Genomic DNA, 22,279 nt, shown 5'->3' with positions numbered 1-22,279 from the left:
CTCTGGCGCCGGCGCCGAGCCGCCGCTGTCTGTCGATTTCTTCCCATGTTACGGAAAGATTTAATCCAGTTCGGCCGGATTTTGCGGCCGATGGAACCGAACCACACGTATCTCAAGCAGGCCGACGACCCGTCGCTCGAAATTCCACAGGACGTGACAGCGTCCGTCAGGGACATCGTGGAGACGGTCCGGTCCGGGGGGGACGAGGGGGTCCGCGAACTCACGCGGAAGTTCGACGACGTCGACCGTGAGGAGCTTCAGGTGAGTCAGGCGGAGATCGACGCGGCGGCCGAGAGCCTCACCGAGGCCGAACGACGCACCATCGACAACACCATCGAGAACGTCCGCGAGTTCCACGAGCGGCAGTACGAGAACCTCGACGGGTTCGAAACGGAGACCGAACCCGGCATCACGCTCGGCACGCGTCTGCTCCCCGTCGAAAGCGCCGGCGTCTACGTCCCCGGGGGCCGACACCCGCTCGTTGCGACGCCGGCGATGACCATCGTCCCGGCGACGGTCGTCGGCGTCGACCGGGTCGTCGCGTGCGCGCCGCCGCAGGCCGACGGGGGGCTCCAGCCGGCACAGCTGTACGCAATGGACCGGGCCGGTGCCGACGAAATCTACGTCGCCGGCGGCGCACAGGCCATCGCGGCGATGGCGTACGGAACGGAGACGATACCGAGCGTCGACAAGGTGACCGGCCCGGGCAACGTGTTCGTCATCGAGGCCAAGCGACAGGTGTTCGGCACCGTCGGCATCGACTTCATCGCCGGCCCGACGGAGGTGCTCATCATCGCCGACGACACCGCTGACCCGGAGATGGTCGCCACCGACCTGCTCGCACAGGCGGAACACGACCCCCGGTCGCGACCGATACTGGTCGTCACCGAAGAAGGAATCGCCGACCAGGTGCTCGACGAACTCGAGGCGCAGTTGCCGAGCCTCCGGACCGCGGAGACCGCCCGCGAGTCGTGGGACGCCAACGGCGAAATCGTCCTCGTCGACGACCTCGCAGGCGCCGCGAGCGTCGCCAACGACTACGCCATCGAGCACGTCCAGGTGATGGTCGACGACGCCCGACAGCTCATCGACGACCTCGACAGCTACGGCTCGCTGTTCTTGGGCCACGACGCGCCCGTCGTGTTCGGCGACAAGGCCGTCGGGACGAACCACTCGCTTCCGACACAGGAGGTGGCCAACTACACGGGCGGCATCAACGTCACGACGTATCTCCGCGTGCTCACCCACCAGGAACTGACGCCGGAGGGCGCCGACTCCATCGCCCCGTGGGCCGCGAGCATCTGCAAACTGGAGGGGACCCACGCTCACCAAGTGTCCGCGGAGAAACGCATCATCTCGGAGGAATCGCGGGAGCTCGCGGCGGAGTTGGGGCTCGACCTCGAGGAATGAGCCGCCGTCAGCGGCTCACTCCCCGAGAAGGTCGCGCTCGAGGTCGACGCTGTCGGTGACCGAGATGCGCTCCAGCAGGATGGTGTCGGCCGGGTCCCAGCCCGCGACGACCCGCTCGTCGAGGCTGTCGTAGGTGTCGTGGGTCGTGAGTTCGAGCTGTTTCGGCTCCCCGTCGGCGTCCGTCGCCTCGAGGATGAGCTTGGTCCCCTTGCCGGGCTGGTGGATGACGTCCTCGACGGCACAGTCGACGGTGTTCGGAGCCGTCTCGTCGACCCGGAGGAACTGCGGGCGAACGGCGAACGGGAGCGTCTCGCCGAGTAGCTCCTCGGGGTCCGAATAGAGGTTCTCGGCCGACACGTCGAACGTGCCGAACGGCGTGTCCATCCGGGCGACGCCCGGCTCGACGACGTCGGTGAGTTCACCGGTAAACACGTTGGAGTCGCCGACGAACGTGGCGACGAACGCCGTCGCGGGGTGGTTGTAAATCTCGTCGCTCGGTGCGGACTGTTCGACGTGACCGTCGTTCATCACGACGATCTGGTCGGCCAGCCGCATCGCCTGCCGCTGGTCGTGGGTGACGTAGACGAACGTCGTCTCGACCTGGTGGTGGATGTCGAGCAGTTCCCGTTCGAGCCGCTTCTGGAGTTTGTAGTCGAGGTCGCCCAGCGGCTCGTCCAACAGCAGGACGTTCGGCTCCAGCACGAGGCTCCGGGCGAGCGCGACTCGCTGTTTCTGCCCGGCCGACAGCTCGTCCGAGGGGCTGTCGGCCAGCGATTCGAGCTTCATCAACTCGAGGACGTCCTCGACCTTCTCGTCACGCTCCGCGGGCGGTGCCCCGACGCGTTCGAGCCCGTACTCGACGTTCTCGCGGACGGTGAGATGCGGGAACAGCTGGAAATCCTGAAACACGAGCCCGATGTCGCGTTTGTACGTCGGCGTCTCGGTCACGTCGACGCCGTCGACGTAGATACGGCCCGACGTGGGCGAGAGGTCCCCGACCATCGACCGGAGCGTCGTGGACTTGCCACAGCCGCTGGGCCCGATGATGACACAGAAGTCGCCCGCCGCCACGTCGAAGGAGATGCCGTCGACGGCGAGGACGTCGCCGTCGTACACCTTGGTCAGGTCCTCGACCGCTATCGAAACGTCCTGTGCAGCGTCGGTCGTGCCGTCGGCGTCGGCCGCGACGGATGGGTTCGTGTCGCTCATGAGTACAGCTCCCGCAGGTCAGCAAGCGCGAAGTCGGGGTCCACGCTCAGTTCGTCCAGCCCGTACACGAGCGTCGCGTCGGCGTCCCAGCCGATGGTGACCTCGTCGGCGTCGACGGTCACCGACCCGGGGAGCCGGACGAGCACCGTGTCCTCGATGCCTGGCACCGAGACGATGAACTCCGTCTCGTCACCGATGAACGTCCGGCCCTGGACGCGGCCCTCGAGGGTGTTGTCGACGGCGTCGGGGTCCGGCTGGAGTTCGATTTCCTCCGGGCGGACGAGAACGACGACCTCCTCCGAGCCGGCGCCGGCGTCCGCGGCCACAAGCTCGCCGGCGTCGGTCGAGATGGCACCCTCCGTCCCGTCGCGGACGCCCTCTATCATGTTCGAGTCGCCGACGAACCGGCCGACGAACGCCGTCTCCGGGTCGTGGTACACCGACGCCGGCGTGCCGACCTGCTCGATGCGGCCGGCGTTCATCACGACGAGTTCGTCCGCAAGTTCGAGCGCCTGCGTCTGGTTGTGGGTGACGTAGAGGTAGGTGTTGTTCGAGGCGGCGTGTCGCCGGTGGAGTTCCAGCTCCATCCGCTTCTGGAGCTTGTAGTCGAGGTCCGCAAGCGGGTCGTCGAGCAGGACGAGGTCGCAGTCGCGGGCCAGCTGACGGGCGAGTTCGACCCGTTGTTGCTGACCGCCGCTCAGGTTCTCCGGGTAGTCGTCGCCCAGGTCGCTGACCGCGACCATCTCGAGAATGTCGTCGATCCGCGTCTCGATGTCGGCGGCGTCGACCGACGACTGCTGTTCGAGGCCGACCCGGACGTTCTCCCGGACCGTCATATGCGCGAACAGCGTGTCCTCGAACTCCTGGAACACGAACCCGAGGTCGCGGTCCGCGGGCCGTCGGTCGGTCACGTCGGTACCGTCGAACTGGATTGACCCCTCGGAGGGGTCGACGAGCCCCGCGATGCATTTCAGCAGGGTGCTTTTCCCACATCCGCTGGGACCGACGACGACCGTGATGTCGCCCGGAGATACGTCGAGGTCGATGCCGTGGAGTGCCGTCTCCGCCTCGAACGACTTCGACAGCTCCGCCACTCGGACTGATCGGGCAGCCATTGATAAAAACCGTGCCCCGTTATCACATAACATTTTCCCCCTGCGGCGGCGGGACTCACAGCATCGATGGGGACAGACCGGGCGCGGGCCCGCCCTATGATTTATGTGAGTCACCGACCCACTGCGTCTATGCAGTACGGCAAGCAGTTCCAACAGCTCGTCGCCCGCGAGGAGATACTGGTGTGTCCCGGCGTCCACGACCCGCTGACCGCGCGAGCGGCCGACATGGTTGGGTTCGACGCCCTCTACATGACCGGGTTCGGCACGTCGCTGGCGAAGACCGGCCTCCCGGACGCGGGGCTGGTGACGATGACCGAGATGGTCGAGAACGGCCACAACATCCAGAACACGGCGAGCGTGCCCGTCGTCTGTGACGCGGACAACGGCTACGGCAACGCGACGAACGTCGTCCGGACCGTCCGGGAGTACGCCCACACCGGCGTCGGCGCCATCCACATCGAGGACCAGACCGCGCCGAAACGCTGTGGCCACGCGAGCGGCCGGGAGGTCATCTCGGTTGAGGAGGCGACCGGGAAGTACCGCGCGGCCGCCGACGAGCGCGACCGGCTGGACAGCGACATGCAGATCATCGGCCGCACGGACGCGAGGGGGGCCCACGACGGCTCGCTCGACGACGCCATCGAGCGGGCCAACGCCTACGTCGACGCGGGCGCCGACATCGCGTTCGTCGAGGGGCCGACCGACGCCGAGGAGGTCGAGCGGGTCGCCGAGGAGGTCGACGCCCCCCTGCTGTACAACTGCGTCGGCATCTCGCCGCGGCTCGAACCCACGGAACTGGAGGAACTCGGCTACGACATCGTCATCTACCCGACGGCCGCGCCGATGGCGGCTATCCACAGTTCGCTCACGCATCTGAAGGCGCTCGACGAGGCCGGCCGGGACGGCATCTCCGAGGCGCAACGCGCGTTCGAAGACGAGACGTTCGCCGACCTTCCCATCGAGTCCGACCTCGAGGAGACGGCGATGGGGCGGTTCTTCGAGTTCGCCGGCTTCCCAGAAATCTACCGGCAGGAGGACCGCTATCTCCCCGAGGAGGAGGCCGACAAGTACGAGAACAGCGAAGGCGTCGACATCACGGAGTAGCCTACTGCGGGTCGCCGCCGGACTCCAGATACGCCGTCGCGTCCTCGAGCGGGACCACGTCCGCGTACTTCGAGTCCATGTCGAACAGGTTCGCCTCGTGGACCCGGTCGGTGCGGTCGCCGACACACTCCTCGACGACGACGGTCTTGTAGCCGGCCGAACAGGCGTCGATGGCCGTCGCGCGGACACAGCCGCTGGTCGTACAGCCGGCGATGACCACGGTGTCGCGGCTCGTCGCCGTGAGCATCGACTCGAGTTCCGTCTCGTGGAAGCCGCTGGCCTGCCGCTTGTCGAGGATGTGGTCGTCGTCCCCGACGTCGATGCGGTCGTCTATCTCCACCCACCGCGTGTCCGGCTTCAGCGTCGCCAGGTTCGGCACCTTCTCGGTCCAGACGCCGAGGTCCGCGGCGTCGGGGTGTTTCGTGACGACCCGCGTGAACACCACCGGAACGCCCCCCTCGTGGGCCGCGGCGACGAGGTCGTTCGTCCGCTCGACGGCCCCGCCGAGATCCGAGCCCAGCGGGTTGTCGGGGTCGGTCATCCCGTACTGGAGGTCGACGACGACCAGCACCGGCCGCTCGCCGTAGCCGAACCGATGGCCGATGCCCGCCCGGTCGTACACCTGTTCCGTCGACTCCTCGCCCGTGGCTTGCTCGCTCATGGCTGGTGGCGTGTCGTTGAACGGGATGGCATATAACACCACGGTATCCCCACACACGAGCACCGGTGGACGACGAGTAGTCGGGACACTCGGGAGAGCGAAGTATTACAATAAGTTGCGTCAAACTCCCACTCCGAAGCGGCGACCCGACGCCGAAGTGGCGGCGGTGTGTCGACCCGAAACGAACCGCCGGTGGGACACCGAGGAGAGCGTGGCCGTCGCTTCGCCGCCCTCCCTACGGTTTCGTCGACGGTTCACGTTCGACGACCTCGACCTCGCCCCCGGCGATTGTGACCGTGATGCCGGCGTAGTCGAACCGGACGGTAACTGCCGCGTCCGGATGCTCCCGGGCGTGAGCGACGAGCGTTTCGAGCGCCTCGGTGTCGACGTACTCCATCAGCGGTGGTAGCTGTTCGACGTCGACACCGGCGGCCTCCAGTTCGGAGACGATTTGGAACGTGACGTCGTCTTCCCCACCCATAGCGACCCCTGGTCGCGGACGACGCATAACTACCGATGACGTTTCATCGGCTTAAGCGGCGCTTTAACCCCGAAGCCGGTGGGGAGTCGCCGACCGGCTGGTCGGACGAGCCCCGAGGGTCGCCACAGCGCCAATTCTGACACATGTGTTTGGAGATAAGTCGGACCGGCCGTCGTCGAACCGTCCACGTAGCCGAACTGCGCCGACCCGCTGTCGGCCCCGGCCGTGCGCCGACGCCACCGCCTGTCGGCTGACTTCTATAGATAACTAATTGTAAACTGCCGTATAGAAATTTTTGTAACCCCGGCGCGTCAGTACCCTGCATGAGCAAGCTCGCAGACCTGTCGCCCGACCGACTGCGCGAGGCGCTGGCCGACGCCGAAGACGCGAAGGCCGCAAAGCGGCTGATGGTGGCGCTGGCGTACAAGGACGGCGTCGGCGTCGACGTGATTTCGGAGCGGTACGGCATCCCGCAGTCGACCGTCTACTACTGGCTCGACCGGCTCGAATCCGGGTCGCTGGAGGAGGCGCTCCGCGACACGCCGAAGCCGGGACGCCCGCCGAAACTCTCCGACGACCAGCGCCAGCAGGTGCGGGCGTGGCTCGACGAGTCACCACATGAACGCGGCTACGACGCCGACGGCTGGGACGCCGACCTGTTGCGCGACTGCATCGACGAGCGGTTCGGGGTCGACTACTCGACGCCGCACGTCCGCCGCACGTTTCTGGAGTGACGACGCCGATACAAGAACGAACGTCGCGCCACCTCCACGCTACCTTCGGACAAAAACCCGAAATCGCCTACATCGACGCGTGTAGTAACTGAATACGGGATACACCTCGAGCGGCGAGTGTTACAACTATATTCGTCTATATTCCGAGAGCCGACGGTCTCATTCGTGTTACTCTGTCTACCATTACGTGCGGCGATACCCTTGAGCCGCCGGGGCGTTCGTGGCCCCCACCGTGCGTACTTACCCCGGCCGGACCGCCTCGCGGTCCGGGAGGAGCGCGAACAGCACCGCCCCGCCAGCGGTCAGTACCGCCAACAGCAGGAACGCCTCGTCGAACAGCGCGGCGTCGGCCATGGCCCCGACGACGGTGGAGCCCCCGGCCGCCAGCAGAAAGAGGCCCGTCCGGAGGACGCCCCAGGCGGTCCCGGTGACGGCGTCGGGCAACACCGCGATGATGTAGGCGTTCGACACCGGCGCGATACCCAGCCGGGTGCCGAGCAGGAACGACAGCGCCGCGATGGGCACGACCCCCTCGACGAACGGTACCGCGACCAGCAACGGCACGTTCAGCGCCGCGACGCCGAGCAGGACCACCCGATAGCCGAACCGGTCGGCGAGACCGCCGGCGGTGACCTGCGAGATGGCGCCGCCGACGAACAGCAACGAGAACGCCGCCGCGGCGGTCGTCTGGTCGAGCGCCTTCGCCGAGACCAGATACGTGACCCAGAACGCCGACAGCCCCTGGAACGCGAACAGCATCAGCGTCGCCGCACCCACCGCGATAGCGACGCCGCGGACGCGGACGGCCCGGACGACGTCGCCCGCGAGTTGTCGGGGCGAGCGGCTGGCTGCGCCGCCGTCGCGCTCGGGAACCGTCGCCCAGACGAGCTGGCCGGCCACGGCCAGCGGCACCAGCAGCCCGCCGACGATGAGCCGCCAGCTGTAGGTGCCCACCAGCGCCCCCGCGAGCAGGGGAAGCACGGCCGAGCCGACGGAGCCGGCCGCAAGCGTCACGCCGATGGCGGTGCCGTCGTTGTCGGGGAACGTCCGCGAGAGCGCCGTCCCGCGGGCGGGTCCGTACAGCCCGGTGGCCAGCCCGAAGGCACCACAGCCCACGAGGAAGGCGAGAAACGCCGGCGCCGCCCCGAGCACGAGCATGCTGGCGGCGGTCAACAGGAGGCTCCCCGTGAGCAGGCGACGCTCGCCGAGCCGGTCGACGAGCAACCCCCCGGGCGACTGCATCAGCGCGTAGGCGACCCAGATGGTCGTTATCGCCACGCCGGCACCGAAATCGGAGACCCCAAACGCCGCCTTCACCTGCGGGAGCACCGCGGGGACGAGGAACCGCCCGCCGAGCACGAACACCCAGCCGACGGCGATGGCCAGCAAGGTCCACCCGCGACCACCGCCGCGGAGTCGACCGATGCCGGCTCGTATTCCCATGTGACGTACCCCGGCGGGACCCCACGAGGGCGTTTCGGTTCGACATCGGCCGTGTGCCACCGACGGGACGCCGGGATGCGCTCCTCCGGCGCCTCCACCTACAGTCAGAAGCATCTCTACCGGATCGATACGGAACCGCCTCGAACGCCGTTCTGACACCACGAGCACCGTTCTACACCGAAACGGCGGGGCCGAACGGCACCGGCGCCGTTACGAATAGATACATCCGTCGTCCGTCGCGGACGGGGGGCCGCGTGCCGCGGTGCTACCGTCGGTCGAGCACGTTGACACACGAGACCGCGCCGGTGGCGTTGCGGCCGATGCCGATGTTGTGCTGGACGCCGACCTCGGGGTCGTCGACCTGCACGTCGCCGGCCTCGCCCCGCAGTTGTTCGTATATCTCCGCGACCTGTGCGACGCCGGTCGCACCGATGGGGTGGCCCTTCGAGAGCAACCCGCCCGAGGGGTTGACAGGGATGGAGCCGTCGAGGCGGGTCTCGCCGTCCGCGACCAGTTGGCCGCCCTCGCCCTGCCCGCAGAACCCGAGGTCCTCGTAGGTGACGAGTTCCGTGATGGAGAAGCAGTCGTGCACCTCCGCGACGTCGACGTCGTCGGCCCCGATGCCGGCCTCCTCGTACGCCTGGTCGGCGGCGTGTCGCGTCGCCGGGAAGTTCGTCAACGCGAGGTCGTCGCCGCGCATGAACGAGTCGGTGGCGAGCCCCGACCCCGCGATGCGGATGGGGTCGTCGGTGAACTCGCCGGCCCGCTCCTCGCTGGCCAGCAGGATGGCACACGCGCCGTCGGTGACCGGACAGCAGTCGTAGAGGTTCAGCGGGTAGCTCACCGTCGGGGAGTTCTTCACGTCTTCGACGGTGCACTCGAACTGCTGGTGGGCGTACGGGTACTTCGTGCCGTTCTCGTGGTTCTTCACGGACACCTCCGCGATCTGCTCGCGGGTCGTGCCGTACTGGTCCATGTGGCGGGTCGCCCGCATCCCGAAGAACGCGGGCATCGTGACGCCCCGGCCGCGCCACAGGCGGTCGAGCGCCGCGGCGGCGATGAGTCCGCCCGTGTCGTCGGTCATCTTCTCGGCGCCGATAACCATCGCCACGTCGGCCTGCCCGGCCTCGATGGCGATGCGGGCGTTGCGGACCGCGTCGCTACCCGTCGCACACGCGTTCTCGACGCGGGTGATGGGCGTCTCGAACAGCCCCGTCGCGTGGGCGACGGTGACGCCCGAGGAGCCCTCGCCGGCGATGTCGGCCGAGCCGTACCAGACGCCGTCGATGTCCGCGGGTGCGACGCCGTCGTCCACGTCGTCGAGCAGCGCGAGATACGCCTCCTCGATGGTGTCGTCGAACGACTTCTCCTTCAGTTCGCCGAAGTGAATCATCCCCGACCCGACGACGTGCGCGTCAGTCATCGCTTCTCACCCCGCGGCACCGCGAACTTGAAGGAGTTGATGGGTCGGTCACCGTCCGCGAACAGCTCCCGGAACCGCGCCTCGACTTCGGTGCCGACGTCGATTTCCTCCAGATGCGTCTCGGTCAGCAGTCCGTACACCCGCGCAGGCTCGCCGTCGCCGTCGGCCTGCGGCAGGTCGACGATGGCGACCGGCTGGGGCGACTCGAACTCGTCGGGCAGGTACTCCTGGACGACGAACGTCCGTATCGTCCCGCGCTCCGCGAGGTGGGTATCCTCCCACGTCGCGGGGGCCGCGCCACACCGCTTGCACGTCTCTCGCTCCTCGGGAAACGAGACGTAGCCGCACTCCTGGCACTCGAAGGCGAGCAGATGCTGGTCCTGCTCGCGAGAGCGGTGATACCGGGGACCGCTCATTGGGCCACCCCCTGGTAGTCGACCGGTTCACGGTATCGGAGATGCTGGGCGTACGTCACCAGTTCCTTCGCGTCCAACTGGTCGGCGACGGTGTCGCCGTCCTCGGGGACAGCACCGGCCTCCAGCGCGACGGCGTCGGCGCCGCCGCTCCCGTACACGACGACGGCGAGGCTGTCGCCGGCTCCCGTTTCGAGTGCGTGTGCGAGGTCGATGAACGGGGAGGCGGTCGCGGCGTCGCCAACCGAGTCGAACACCGACACGTGCTCGGCGTCGGAGCCGCCAAGCACCGACCGTGCGCGCCACGACTCGGGCGTGCCAACGACGGCCGCGTCGGGGTCGGCGCCGTCGAGCGCCGCTTCCATCGCGGGCCCGACGGCCTCGGGGACGCCCGTCGACTGCTCGAAGCGGTCGTCGAGGCGGGTCGGCACCTCGCCGTGGAGGCGGTGGCGCTCGACGAACCCAGTCGTCGACTGGCCGACACCCGTGACCGTCGCGGCGGGGTCGTCGGCCGACTCCGCGAGCACGACCGCGCCGGCGCCGGCGCCGGCGTACGCGACGCCGTCGTCGTCGGGGTCAGTCGGGACGGCGTCGACGCCGACGACCAGCACCGGCCCCTCGCCGGCACGGACGCGGTCGATACCGAGCACGAGCGCGTCCGTCGCGGCCCGAGTCGACCCGCCGCAGTCGGCGGTTCGCACGTCGCCGGTCGCGCCGTAGCGATAGGCGACGTGGGCGGCGATGCCGTGTTCGGCGAAGCGGTCGGTGACGCTCGCGGTGAGGACGCCGGACAGGTCACCGCCGTCGATGCCGGCCCGCGCGAGTGCGGTGTCGGCGGCCTCGCTGGCCATCGTGACGTGGTTCTCGTCGGGCGCGGGGACCGCGGTCTCGCCGCTCGCGGCGCCGTCGGTCTGGGCCGCGACGTCCTCGCGGTCGACGCGGTACAGCGGGACGTACGCGCCGACGCCCGCGACTACGACCATCGACAGCACCTCCGTAGCGTGGTGGCGGATGCCATACCTCACAAGGGCGGGTACTGGGTAATAAAACTGCCCCGAGCGCCGCTGGCTCCGGTGACGATGGGCTTAAGTCGCTCGTGAGGGACACGACGGCATGGACGTCAGCGACATTCAGCAGGTGGCAGTCCTCGGCGCGGGGAGCATGGGTCACGGCATCACCCAGGTGGCCGCGATGGCGGGCTACGAGGTCACGATGCGCGACATCGAGCAGGACCTCGTCGACGAGGGGTACGAGAACATCGAGTGGTCGCTCGAGAAACTCGCCGAGAAGGACCGCCTCGAGGAGCCCGTCGAGACGGTCATGGCGCGGGTCGACACCGCGGTCGACCTCGAGACCGCCGTCGAGGACGCCGACCTCGTCATCGAGGCCGCCCCGGAGAACATGGACCTGAAGAAGGACATCTTCGGCGACCTCGACGAGTTCGCGCCCGAGGAGACGGTGCTCGCGTCGAACACCTCCTCGCTGTCCATCACGGAGATGGCGAGCGCCACCTCGCGCCCGGAGCAGGTGGTGGGGATGCATTTCTTCAATCCGCCGGTGAAGATGGACCTCGTCGAGGTCATCTACGGCGACGAAACATCTGACGAGACCGCCGAGTGCGCCTACGAGTTCGTCGAGGCCATCGACAAGACCCCCATCTACGTCCGCAAGGACGTCCGCGGGTTCGTCGTCAATACGGTGCTGTTGCCGTTCCTCATCGAGTCGGCGTGGATGGTCTCGGAGGGCGAGGCGACCATCGAGGAGGCCGACGCCGCGATGGTCCACCAGCGGGGGTATCCGATGGGGCCGTTCGAGTTGACGGACATGACCGGCATCGACGTCAACTACCACGTCCTCGCGGAGGCGGGGACGCCCATCCCGCCGGCGCTGGCCGAACCGTACGAGGCCGGGAACTACGGCCGCAAGACGGGCAAGGGGTTCTACGACTACGAGGAGGGCGAGGGCGTCAGCTACGAGGCGGGCGACGGCGAGGGGTTCGACACGCTCCGCGTCGAGGCCCGAATGATCAACGAGGCGGCGCGGCTCGTGGGCGACGGCGTCGCCACGCCCGACGCCATCGACACCGGGATGCGGCTGGGCACCGGCTTCCCCGAGGGGCCGTGCCGCCGCGCGGACAAGATCGGGCTCGACGCCGTCCTCGAGACGCTCCGTGACCTCCACGAGGCGACCGGCGAGGCCCGCTACGAGCCGGCCGACTACCTCGTCGAACGCGTCGAGGCCGGCAACACCGGCGAGGACGCGGGCGAGGGGTTCTACGAGTACGGCGAGGCCGACGAGCGGGAGTACCGCGACCTGAACGCCACTCTCACCGACGAGGGCCTGCTGGAAATCGAACTCGACCGGCCCGAGCGGCTCAACGCCCTCTCCCAGGACCTGATGGACGAGATTCAGCACGTCCTCGAGACGGCCGACCTCGATGCGGTCCGCGCCGTCGTCTTCGAGGGGACGGGCGACCGCGCGTTCTGTGCCGGCGCCGACATCACCGGCTTCGCCGACATGAACCCGGCGGACGTCGAGGTGACGCCGGTGTTCCAGACGCTCAGTTCGTTCCCGCGGCCGACGCTCGCGAAGATAGACGGCTTCTGTCTCGGCGGCGGCCTCGAACTCGCGCTGGCGTGTGATCTGCGGGTCGCCACCGAGGGCTCGGAGTTCGGCTTCCCCGAAATCACCCTGGGACTCATCCCGGGCGGCGGCGGCACCCAGCGGGCCATTCGGATGCTCTCGGACGCGCGGGCGAAGGAACTCGTGTTCCGCGGGGAGCGCATCGACGCCGAGACGGCCGAGGAGTGGGGGCTTATCAACCGCGCCGTCACGGACGACGAGTTCGACGACACCGTCGAGGCGTTCGTCGACGACCTCGTATCCGGGCCGCCCATCGCACTCCGGAAGGCGAAACAGGTGATGAACGCGGGCCGCGACCAGGACCTCTCGGCGGGGCTGGAACTCGAATCCCAGGCGTTCGGCCTCCTGCTGTCGACCGACGACATGATGGAGGGCGCCTCCGCGTTCATGGAGGACCGCGACCCCGAGTTCGAGGGCCACTGACCACCCCCCCCGGGGGTGTCTGCCGGAGCGCCGTCAGCCGTTCGTCCCCGTGACGGACGTTTCGGCCCTGTTACGGACAGAATACACCCGTTTCGGGCGCCCGTAACGGACACCTGTTACGAACGAGACGGCGACGTGTATCAGTCGAGGGCGGATACCGAAACCGCACGACAGCGCGGTTCCGGTCGGGCGCGTGGCGTAAAGTTACAACCGTACGCCTGTAACAAGAATACTACCAAATAGACCATGAGAGATTGTGTCCTCCTCACGACTCCTCGGGGAGCCGGTCGCGGGCCGCGGCCTCCTCGACGAGGATGGGGACGCCCTCGGTGACGGTCTGCATCCCGAGGTCCGAGACGAGTTCGAACACCTCCATGATCTGTTCGGGCGTGACGTCGCTGTTCTCCAGCGCGTGGTCGATGTGGAACCCGAGCCCCTGCTCGTAGAGGTGGGTCGTCGACGCGTCGATGGCGATGTATATCAGCTCCTTCTCGCCGGGGTCGAGTGCGCCCGTCCGCCACGGATGCGAGGAGAACCGCATGAACGTGTCGAGATAGCCGTGGTCGTACGCGACGATGTCGTCCCAGTCGTCGGAGAGGTACTCCGCCCAGTCGGCCTTGACGGCGGCCATCGACTCGCGTTGCGCCTCGGTCCGGTCGGGGAATCCCGCCCGCTCGGCGAGCGCGTCGACGCCGACGCTCACCGAGTGGATGCCCAGCGTCGACGCGAGCTGTAACACCTCCATGACCTCGTCGACGGTCGCCCCCTCGTCGAGCGCCTGTCCGATGTGGGTCCGCATCCCCTCGTGGTTGAGGTGAGTCGTCGCACTGTTGGCGGCCACGAGCACGAGTTCGCGCATCCGCGAGTCGAGCGTTCCCGCCTTCCAGGGGTGGGACGCCAGTTCGCGGTAGCGCTCGAAGAACTCGGGGTCGAGCCGTAGCAGATGGTCCCACTCCTCGCGCCAGTAGCCCCGCTCGTCGACGAACCGCTCTCTGATACGCCGCTGTTCCTCGGTCAGGTCGCTGTCGCCGCGTGCCATACCCTCACATCTCCCGGCTCAGGGACTTATACCTGCCGTCGCCGGCCCGCCGAAACCTATAATCGGGTGGGTTCCAACCGGGCGGTATGGATTCGGCGACGGCTACGAGACGGAGCGGGACCGGACGCGTGAGACCAGCCGAACGACCCCGGACGGCGACGCGGGCGACGAGGCCCTGAGATGCTCGGGTTCGAACCCGGCACCGACGACCGCAACTCCACCTACCGGGTCCTCGGGAGCGTCGTCACGCCCCGACCCATCGGCTGGATAAGCACGCAGTCGACGGACGGCGAGGTGAACCTCGCGCCGTACAGTTTCTTCAACGCCGTCAGCTTCGCGCCGCCGGTGCTGATGTTCGCGGCCATCACCCGCACGGACGGACTCACCGACACGGCGCGTAACGTCCTCGATACGGGCGAGTTCGTCGCCAGCCTCGTCACGGAACCGCTCGCGGCGGCGATGGACGAGACCAGCGCGCCGCTGGACGCCGAGGAAAACGAGTTCGAGCACGCCGGCCTCGAGACCGCCCCTTCCGTGCGGGTCGACGCCCCGCGGGTCGCCGAGGCCGCCGCCGCCCTGGAGTGCTCGCTGTACGACAGCCTCGACATCGAGGGCAACAGCACCGTCGTGTTCGGCCGCGTCGAGTACGTCCACCTCGACGAGTCGATACTCACCGACGGGACGGTCGACGCCCGGAAGATACGCGCCGTCGGCCGCATCGGTGGCCCGTACTACACCGAGACGGCGGTCATGGACCTCGAACGCGCCTACTACGAGTGAGCAGTCACACGAGCGGGCCGCCGCGAACTATATGTGACCGCCCCGCGAGATGCGGTGCATGCAGGTTATCGACATCGACCGCGTGCTCCTGGTCGCCTCGCGCGAGGAACTCGACGCGACGAAGGAGCGCTACGAGACGCTCTTGGGCCTCTCGTTCAACGACCTGGTGGAGTGGGACACCGGGATGCTCGTCTACTACGACGACCGGACCGGGCTGGAACTCATCGCGCCGGCCTCGGCCGACGACGACATCGCGGGCTATCTCGACCGGAACGGCCCGGGACTGTACGGGCTGGCGTTCCGCGTCGAGGACCTCGCGGCCGCGAAGGCCCACCTCGCCGACCACGGCGTCGAACCCATCATCGAGGGGGGTCTGGAGTCGGCGCCGGAACTCATCTACCATCCGAAGGAGTTCGGCGGCGTCTACACCGTGTTGACCGAGTACCACCATCCGATAACCGAGGGGTGAACCCGAGTCTGCGGCGGCTGACCCACCCGCTCGGCCGATACGATGCCCCTTTACCACTTGGGTACTCCCCGGTTCGAGGGGCAATGTTTAATACATCATCAGCCAACCACCCATGAGAGAGTCAGCCAATGACAACCTCAGACAGTCAGCGCGACGTGTCGGATAGTGACTCAACCAGCGGCGGCGGGCGCTTCTCCCGACGCCGGTTCCTGACGTCGGGAACGGCGGCGGGCGTGACCGTCGCCTTCGCCGGCTGTACCGGCAACGACGGCGACGGGAACGGTGGCGGCGGCGGAGGCGGTGGCGGTGGCGGCGGAGGCGGTGGCGGCGGTGACGACGACGACGGCGGGTCGACGACGTCACAGCCGTCGAGCCTGAAGGTCGGGTTCGTGCTGTCGTTCTCCGGCCCGTACGCCACTGCCGGCGAACAGCTCGTCGACGCGTTCAAGCTGAAGATAGACGAGGAACTCGGCGGCGAGATAGACGGCCATCCCGTCGAGTACGTCCAGAAGGACACCGCCACGGACCCCTCGCAGGCGGCCTCGGTCACCAACGAGATGATCCAGCAGGAGGAAGTCGACTTCCTCGTCGGGCCGGTGGCGTCGTCGTCGGCCGACGCGATGCTGTCGGTCGCCAGCCGGTTCGAGGGCGAGTTCGTCTGGCTCAGTCCCTCCGCGGGCAGTACGGCGCTGACGGAGGCATGTAACAACTCCTTCATCCGCACCTCCTGGAACAACTGGCAGCTCGGCAAGCCGTTCGGCCAGTGGGTCCACGAGAACGTCGGCGAGAGCGCGTACGTGTTCGCCACGGACTACGCGGCCGGCGACCAGATCGGCGGCTACTTCCAGGAAGGGTTCGAGGAAGCCGGCGGCAGTATCGAGGGCGTCGCCCGCCCGCCGCTGGGCAACAGCGACTGGTCGTCGTTCATGCAGAACGCCCGCGACAGTGGCGCTGAGGTGCTGTTCTCGTTCACCTCCGGCACCGACGAGGTCGGGCTGGTGAAGTCGTTCTCGGACCTCGGACTGCGCGATGCGGGCATGTCGCTGACCGCGTCGGCGACCATCGCCACCCAGGACAACCTGGAGGCGTACGGTGAGGCCGGCATCGGCACCAAGGGCATCGCGACCTACTCCCCCTCGAAGGAGTCGGACGCGAACATCGCGTTCCGCGAATCCCACCTGGAAGCGTACGACTACCTGCCCCAGTTCTGGGGCGCCAACGCCTACGACGCGGCCACCGTGCTGGCGGCCGGCGTCACCGAGGGCGGCGTCGCCCCCGACGAGTTCATCCCCACCGTCGAGGGGTACAAGTGGGAGTCGCCGCGTGGCACCATGTCCATCAGCGAGCAGACCCACGACCCCATCTTCGACCTCACCATCGACGAGGTCGTCGCGCTTGAGGGCGAACCGTCGAACATCCAGCCACACGGCAGCGGCGTCACCTCGACTGCCATCGACGTGCTCGAGGAGGTCGAGCCGCCGACGTTCGGCTGCGACCTCTCCCAGTAACCGATGGTCGAGGTGAGCACACTGCTGGCGACCGGACTGTTCGGGCTCCAGGCAGGCCTGACGCTCGCGCTCATCGTGACCGGCCTCTCGCTCGTGTTCGGCATGATGAACGTCGTCAACTTCGCGCACGGCGCACTCTACATGCTGGGCGCGTACTTCGGGTGGTTGCTGGTGTCGGACATCGGCATCGGTAACTTCTGGCTGGCGGCGCTCGTCGCCCCGCTTCTGGTCGGCATCGCCGCCGCCGTCATCGAGGTGTTCAGCCTCCGGCCGCTGTACGGGCGGAACCCGCTGGACCACATCCTGTTGACGTTCGGCGTCGCCATCATCATCGAGGAGCTCATCGTCCTGCTGTGGGGCGCGGAGGCGAAAAGCATCAGCGCGCCCGCACTGCTCGACGGGAGCGTCACGTTCGGGTCGGTGACGTACCCGAACTACCGGCTGTTCGCGCTGGTCGTGAGCGCGCTGATAATCGTCGCCATCTGGCAACTGCTGGTCCGGACGAACATCGGCATCCTGATGCGAGCCAGCGCCCACGACACCGACATGGTGAGCGCGCTGGGCACCGACGTCTCGAAGATATTCATCGGCGTGTTCGTCGGAAGCGCGGCGCTGGCGGCGTTCGCCGGCGTGTTGCTCGCCCCGCAGGGCGCCATCGCCCCCAACCTCGGCATCTCGGTCATCATCGACGCGTTCGCCATCGTCGTCATCGGCGGCCTCGGGAGCTTCCGGGGCGCGGTGCTGGCGTCGATCATCGTCGGCCTGCTCACGTCGTACACGGCGCTGTTCGTGCCGGCCTTCGCAGACATGCCCATCTTCGCGCTGATGATTATCGTCCTGATGATCAAACCGAACGGCCTGTTCGGTATCGACGAGGCCGCCGCGGCCGGAGGGCACTGATGTCGGTCGAGGGGTTCCTCGACCGGTTCGACGCCAGCACCGGCCACGAGTCGGTGCTCGGGCGGTCGGGCTGGCTGGGGGTCGTCGCGGCCGGACTCGCGCTCGCCGTGTTCCCGGCTATCGCGGGCGCGACCGAGCCGTTCTGGATGGACCTCGTGTCGCGCATCATGGTGTTCGCGCTGTTCGCGCTCAGTCTCGACTTCGTGTTCGGCTACACGGGACTGCCGTCGTTCGGCCACGCCGCGATGTTCGGGCTTGGGGGCTACGCCGCGGGGCTCGTCCTGCTCGAACTCACCCAGAACGCGCTGGTCGCGCTCCCGGCGGCGTTCGTCGTCGGGGCGCTCATCGCGGCGGTGATGGCGTGGCTCTCGGTGCGGGCCCGCGGCATCTACTTCGCCATCCTCACGCTCGCCTTTGCCCAGCTGTTCTACATCGCCGTGTTCGACGACATGCCGGCGTACTTCGTGGACGCGACGAGCGTCCTCGGAGGCGACAACGGCCTCATCGGCATCCCGTTCTACACGCTGTTCGGGACCGAGCTGTCGGCGCTGTCGGACTACTACTACCTCACGTTCGGCGTGCTGGCGCTGTCGTTCGCGCTGATCGTCCGGCTGGCGAACTCGCCGTTCGGGCGCGTGCTGAAGGGCATCCACGAGAACGAGGACCGCATGGCGTTCATCGGCTACAACGTCAAGCGGTACAAGATAATCGCCTTCGCCATCAGCGGCGGGTTCACCGGCGTCGCGGGGGCGCTGTTCGTCCCCATCATCAGCGTCGCCCACCCCGGCCTGCTGGGCTGGGAGACCAGCGGCGAGGTGCTCATCATGATACTGCTGGGCGGCATGGGGACGCTGTGGGGCCCGATGCTGGCCGCGGGGCTGGTACTCCTCCTCGAGGATATGCTCTCGTCGTTCGCGTCCTGGCAACTCGTCATCGCGTCGGTGTACGTGCTCGTCGTCATCTTCGCGCCGAAGGGCATCGCGGGCGTCCTCCGGTCACTCAAGGAAGACCCCGCCGGGACGCCCCGGCGCATCCACGACGGGGTGGTGACGTATCTGGAGAAGATACGTGGCTGAGCCCCCGTCTCACGGCTCCGTGATACGTTGCGATGGCTTTATGACCACCTCGGAGGAAATGTGCGTGTCGGTAACATGGAAAGCAGCGAAGCCCTAGCCAACGAAGAGGGTGTCACCGTCGACGGCGACACGGTCCAGCTCCTCGGCACCGCGTGTGCCGACTGCGGCCGCGTCGCGTTCCCGGCCCGGGAGTACTGCCCGCACTGTGGCAGTGCCGACGTCGACGACCAGCTAATGGAGTCGACGGCGACCCTCGAGACGTACTCGGTCGTGAACGTACCGCCGCCGGGCATCGACCCCCCGCATCCGATGGGGTTCGTCCGCCTCTCGCCGGGCAACGTCCGCGCGTTCGCGCCGATTCCGACCGACGACCCCGAGGAACTCGCCATCGGCATGGAACTCGAACTCGACACCTTCAGCATCGACCTGCAGGACGGCGAACGGACGACGTGGGCGTTCAGCCCGGGAGGCGCCTGATGCGCGACGTCGTCGTCGCCGGCGTCGGACAGACGGAGTTCGGCGCCGACGAGCGCGGCATCCGCCACATCGGCGCCGAGGCGGCCCACGCCGCGGTAGTCGACGCCGGCGTGGACGTCGACGACATCGAGGCCGCCTTCGTCGGCAACGTCGGCGGCCCCGCGGACCCACAGCGCGGGCTCGTGGGACAGGTGTGTCTCCGCGAGATGGGCGTCACCGGCGTCTCGGTCACGAACATGGAGAACGCCTGCTCGTCGTCGTCGTGTGCGTTCCGGCAGGGGTACCGCGCCGTCGCCTCGGGACTGGAGGACGTGGTGCTCGTGCTCGGCGTCGAGAAGATGACCGGCGTCAGCACCGAGGAGGCGACCGAGAGCCTCGGTAGCTCCGCCGACGCCGTCCGCGAGGGGCAACGCGGCATGGCGTTCACCGGCGCGTACGCGATGAGCGCGAACGCCTACCGCGAGAAGTACGGCGTCGAGAATCTGCGGGCGGCGCTGACGCAGGTCAGCATCAAGAACCACCGGAACGCGCTGGCGAACCCGTACGCGCATTTCCACCGCGAGATAACGGCCGAGGACGTCGAGGAGTCCGCGATGATCGCCCACCCGCTCCGGCTGTACGACATGAGCCCCATCTCCGACGGGGCGGCGGCCGCTGTCATCGCCGCCGAGGACGCACTCGCCGAGCCGCCGGAGACGCGGGTCACCGTCGAGGCGTCGGTCCACCGTACCGGCAACTACGACGACCCCGCGGCGGACTCGGCGGACGCAAGCGGCGTCGAGCGAACGGCCGCGACCGCCTACGAGGCGGCCGGCATCGGCCCCGACGACGTCGACCTGTTCGAGGTCCACGACGGCGCGACGTTCGGCGAACTCAACCACATGGAGGCGCTGGGCATCTGCGAGCCCGGCACCGCGCCCGACGTGGTGCTGTCGGGCGAGACCGAGGTCGACGGCGCCCACCCCGTGAACCCGAGCGGCGGGCTGAAGGGCCGCGGCCACCCAATCGGCGCGACGGGCGTCGCCCAGCTCAACGAAATTGTCTGGCAGCTCCGGGGCGAAGCCGGCGACCGCCAGGTCGAAGGCGCCACGGTCGGCCTCGCGGACAACGGCGGCGGCTCGCTCAACGGCGTCGGCGCCAACTACACCGTCCACGTGCTCCAGGCGGACCGCTAACCGTCGACACGGCGCCTGCCCCGAGCCGAGAGCCCGCGGAACGTCCATTCCTATCCGATTGCTGACCAAAACTATAATTCGGGTCCCGGGAAATCACCAACCGTGATGTACGAGAACGTTCCACAGCGGTTCCTCCCGGAGCAACTGCCGGATCTCTCCTTCGGTCACCCGGACGTCGACTACGTGCACAACACCGAGGTACTGAACGCGACCCACGAACTGCTCGAGCGCGGCATCGAGGAGGGAGGGTGGGGCGACCGGCCCGTCGTCAGGCGCCACGACCACGGCGACGTCGTCACCTACGACGAGTTGCACGACATGGTGAACCGGTTCGCCGCCGCGCTCCGCGAGCTGGGCGTCGAGCCCGGCGACCGCGTGCTGTGGCGGTTCGACGAGGTCATCGAGGCGTTCGTCACCGCCCACGCCGTCTGGAAGGTCGGCGGCATCAACGTCCCGAGCGCGCTCGCCGAGCGGGGCCGCGAAATGACGTTCTTCGTCGAGGACACGGAGCCGCGGTTCCTGGTCGCCACCGCACGGGATTTCGAACCGGCGGCACAGGCGCTCGACGCCACCGACCACGTCGAGGAGGTCATCGTCGACGGCGCCGACGAGGTGGACGGCGACCACCACGAGTTCCACGACCTGCTCGAGACCCACGAGCCGTTTGAGGGCCACGCCGACACGGCGCCGCTCGACGTGGCGACCATCTACTACACCGGCGGGACGACCGGCCGCCCGAAAGGCTGTGTCCACTCTCACGCGACGGAGGTCATCGGCGCGGACACCGAGGGCGGCGACGGCCGCAACTACACCACCGAGGACGTGTTCTTCACGCCGGCGCCGCTGGGCCACACCTGGGGCTGTGGCGAGAAGATGACGCTCCCGCTCCGGTTCGGGGCGTCGACGGTGCTGGCCGACCGGCCAGACCCCGCTGGCTTCCTTGAAATCATCGAGGAGCACGGCGTCACCATCTTCGCCGGCGCACCGACGATGCTCCGGATGATGATGAACCACGCCGACGTGCCGGGGTCGGACCTCTCGTCGCTCCGCCTCTGCATCATGGCCGGCGAGGTGCTCGACCCCGAGACCGCCGACCGGTGGACCGAGCAGAGCGGCATCGAGCCGTTCAACGGGTTCGGGATGACGCCGCTTCGCATCTTCGTGGCCACCTCCTACCGCGACAGCGAACCGCTCGCTGACCCGCCGGCCATCGGCCGGCCTCACGCGGGCTACGAGGTGAAGATAGTCGACATCGAGGACCCGACGGTCGAGATGGGCCGTGACGAACCGGGGCGGCTGGCGGTCCGGGGGCCGACCGGCATCTGCTACTGGAACAACGCCCACCCCGACATGCCCGAGCGGATGGACGACGACCTCCACGACGGCTGGTCGCTCGTCGACGACGCGTTCACGATGGACGAGGACGGCAACCTCTTCTTCGTCAGCCGGCTGGACAACATGATCGTCAGCGGCGGCCGACAGATCGCCGGCCCCGAAGTCGAGGAGGTGCTCTCCGAGCACGCCGCCGTCTCGGAGGTCGCCGTGGTCGGCGCACCGGACGACGAGCGCGGCGAGGTCGTGAAGGCGTTCGTCGTCCCCGCCGACGGCCACGACCCTGGCGACGACCTCGTCGACGACCTGCAGACGTACGCCAAAGGCGAGATGGCCGTCTACAAGTACCCCCGCCGGATCGAGTTCATCGACGAGATGCCGAAAGACGACGTGGGGAAGATCCAGCGCAAGGAGCTCCGCGACCGGGAGCAGGAGTCGACGGATGCGGCGGTCTGAGGTGGTAG

The 22,279-nt window shown here is 68.1% G+C and carries 21 protein-coding genes; 12 read left to right on the top strand and 9 right to left on the bottom strand.

What is annotated here, in order from left to right; all coding sequences use genetic code 11:
- The first annotated feature begins 90 nt into the window (after positions 1-90).
- Positions 91-1,410: a histidinol dehydrogenase gene (gene hisD, locus NL112_RS07945; RefSeq protein ID WP_255152133.1), complete on the top strand. Its 1,320-nt coding sequence runs from the start codon at positions 91-93 to the stop codon at positions 1,408-1,410.
- A 15-nt stretch (positions 1,411-1,425) separates the two neighbouring features.
- Here hisD and NL112_RS07940 read toward each other — a convergent pair whose 3' ends face one another.
- Entirely contained in the window at positions 1,426-2,619 is a 1,194-nt protein-coding gene (locus tag NL112_RS07940; protein WP_255152132.1) for an ABC transporter ATP-binding protein, read from the bottom strand.
- A complete protein-coding gene (locus NL112_RS07935; RefSeq protein ID WP_255152130.1) occupies positions 2,616-3,734 on the bottom strand; it encodes an ABC transporter ATP-binding protein in 1,119 nt (372 codons plus the stop codon). Before NL112_RS07935 ends, NL112_RS07940 begins: the two co-directional genes overlap by 4 nt.
- 129 nt (positions 3,735-3,863) lie before the next feature.
- Between NL112_RS07935 and NL112_RS07930 the strand changes: the two genes are divergently transcribed.
- Positions 3,864-4,838, top strand: a complete 975-nt coding sequence (locus NL112_RS07930) for an isocitrate lyase/PEP mutase family protein (protein ID WP_255152129.1) — start codon at positions 3,864-3,866, stop codon at positions 4,836-4,838.
- 1 nt (position 4,839) lies between these two features.
- Here NL112_RS07930 and NL112_RS07925 read toward each other — a convergent pair whose 3' ends face one another.
- Together NL112_RS07925 and NL112_RS07920 are read right to left on the bottom strand one after the other, a co-directional pair.
- Positions 4,840-5,499: an isochorismatase family protein gene (locus NL112_RS07925; protein WP_255152128.1), complete on the bottom strand. Its 660-nt coding sequence runs from the start codon at positions 5,497-5,499 to the stop codon at positions 4,840-4,842.
- Positions 5,500-5,734: 235 nt separating this feature from the next.
- Positions 5,735-5,980, bottom strand: coding sequence for a HalOD1 output domain-containing protein (locus NL112_RS07920; protein WP_255152127.1), 246 nt, complete (start codon positions 5,978-5,980; stop codon positions 5,735-5,737).
- Positions 5,981-6,303: 323 nt separating this feature from the next.
- Between NL112_RS07920 and NL112_RS07915 the strand changes: the two genes are divergently transcribed.
- On the top strand, positions 6,304-6,714 hold the full coding sequence (locus NL112_RS07915; protein WP_255152126.1) for a helix-turn-helix domain-containing protein: 411 nt from the start codon (positions 6,304-6,306) through the stop codon (positions 6,712-6,714).
- A gap of 240 nt (positions 6,715-6,954) precedes the next feature.
- Here NL112_RS07915 and NL112_RS07910 read toward each other — a convergent pair whose 3' ends face one another.
- The 4 genes from NL112_RS07910 to NL112_RS07895 form a co-directional block, all read right to left on the bottom strand.
- Positions 6,955-8,157 carry an MFS transporter gene (locus tag NL112_RS07910; RefSeq protein WP_255152125.1) on the bottom strand — a complete coding sequence of 401 codons (1,203 nt, stop codon included), beginning with the start codon at positions 8,155-8,157 and terminating at the stop codon, positions 6,955-6,957.
- Positions 8,158-8,422: 265 nt separating this feature from the next.
- Positions 8,423-9,580 (bottom strand): thiolase C-terminal domain-containing protein, encoded by a 1,158-nt coding sequence (locus NL112_RS07905; protein WP_255152123.1) that lies wholly within the window; start codon positions 9,578-9,580, stop codon positions 8,423-8,425.
- The gene (locus NL112_RS07900) at positions 9,577-9,996 is read right to left on the bottom strand and encodes a Zn-ribbon domain-containing OB-fold protein (protein ID WP_255152122.1); all 420 of its coding nucleotides are present in this window, start codon (positions 9,994-9,996) and stop codon (positions 9,577-9,579) included. Before NL112_RS07900 ends, NL112_RS07905 begins: the two co-directional genes overlap by 4 nt.
- Complete coding sequence (locus tag NL112_RS07895) at positions 9,993-10,976, bottom strand: hypothetical protein (protein WP_255152121.1); 984 nt, start codon at positions 10,974-10,976, stop codon at positions 9,993-9,995. The genes NL112_RS07900 and NL112_RS07895 overlap by 4 nt, the downstream gene beginning before the upstream one ends.
- A gap of 130 nt (positions 10,977-11,106) precedes the next feature.
- Here NL112_RS07895 and NL112_RS07890 point away from each other — a divergent pair, with 130 nt between their 5' ends.
- Positions 11,107-13,059: a 3-hydroxyacyl-CoA dehydrogenase/enoyl-CoA hydratase family protein gene (locus tag NL112_RS07890; protein ID WP_255152119.1), complete on the top strand. Its 1,953-nt coding sequence runs from the start codon at positions 11,107-11,109 to the stop codon at positions 13,057-13,059.
- Between the two features lie 265 nt (positions 13,060-13,324).
- Here NL112_RS07890 and NL112_RS07885 read toward each other — a convergent pair whose 3' ends face one another.
- The gene (locus NL112_RS07885) at positions 13,325-14,098 is read right to left on the bottom strand and encodes a carboxymuconolactone decarboxylase family protein (protein ID WP_255152118.1); all 774 of its coding nucleotides are present in this window, start codon (positions 14,096-14,098) and stop codon (positions 13,325-13,327) included.
- A 180-nt stretch (positions 14,099-14,278) separates the two neighbouring features.
- On the opposite strand from NL112_RS07885, the gene NL112_RS07880 reads away from it, so the two are divergent.
- From NL112_RS07880 to NL112_RS07845, 8 genes are all read left to right on the top strand, one after another.
- Positions 14,279-14,878 carry a flavin reductase family protein gene (locus NL112_RS07880; RefSeq protein WP_255152116.1) on the top strand — a complete coding sequence of 200 codons (600 nt, stop codon included), beginning with the start codon at positions 14,279-14,281 and terminating at the stop codon, positions 14,876-14,878.
- A 58-nt stretch (positions 14,879-14,936) separates the two neighbouring features.
- Positions 14,937-15,347 (top strand): VOC family protein, encoded by a 411-nt coding sequence (locus tag NL112_RS07875; protein ID WP_255152115.1) that lies wholly within the window; start codon positions 14,937-14,939, stop codon positions 15,345-15,347.
- Positions 15,348-15,475: 128 nt separating this feature from the next.
- The gene (locus NL112_RS07870) at positions 15,476-16,855 is read left to right on the top strand and encodes an ABC transporter substrate-binding protein (protein ID WP_255152114.1); all 1,380 of its coding nucleotides are present in this window, start codon (positions 15,476-15,478) and stop codon (positions 16,853-16,855) included.
- A 3-nt stretch (positions 16,856-16,858) separates the two neighbouring features.
- Entirely contained in the window at positions 16,859-17,755 is an 897-nt protein-coding gene (locus NL112_RS07865) for a branched-chain amino acid ABC transporter permease (protein ID WP_255152113.1), read from the top strand.
- Positions 17,755-18,831: a branched-chain amino acid ABC transporter permease gene (locus NL112_RS07860; RefSeq protein ID WP_255152111.1), complete on the top strand. Its 1,077-nt coding sequence runs from the start codon at positions 17,755-17,757 to the stop codon at positions 18,829-18,831. Before NL112_RS07865 ends, NL112_RS07860 begins: the two co-directional genes overlap by 1 nt.
- Before the next feature lie 75 nt (positions 18,832-18,906).
- Positions 18,907-19,308, top strand: coding sequence for a Zn-ribbon domain-containing OB-fold protein (locus tag NL112_RS07855; RefSeq protein ID WP_255152110.1), 402 nt, complete (start codon positions 18,907-18,909; stop codon positions 19,306-19,308).
- On the top strand, positions 19,308-20,483 hold the full coding sequence (locus NL112_RS07850) for a thiolase C-terminal domain-containing protein (RefSeq protein WP_255152109.1): 1,176 nt from the start codon (positions 19,308-19,310) through the stop codon (positions 20,481-20,483). The genes NL112_RS07855 and NL112_RS07850 overlap by 1 nt, the downstream gene beginning before the upstream one ends.
- Positions 20,484-20,588: 105 nt before the next feature.
- Positions 20,589-22,271, top strand: a complete 1,683-nt coding sequence (locus NL112_RS07845; protein WP_255152108.1) for an acetate--CoA ligase — start codon at positions 20,589-20,591, stop codon at positions 22,269-22,271.
- Positions 22,272-22,279: the final 8 nt, after the last annotated feature.

This window comes from Halorarius halobius (assembly GCF_024298865.1).
GTDB lineage: Archaea > Halobacteriota > Halobacteria > Halobacteriales > Haloarculaceae > Halorarius > Halorarius halobius.
This window is presented reverse-complemented; position numbering and strand designations above follow the sequence as displayed.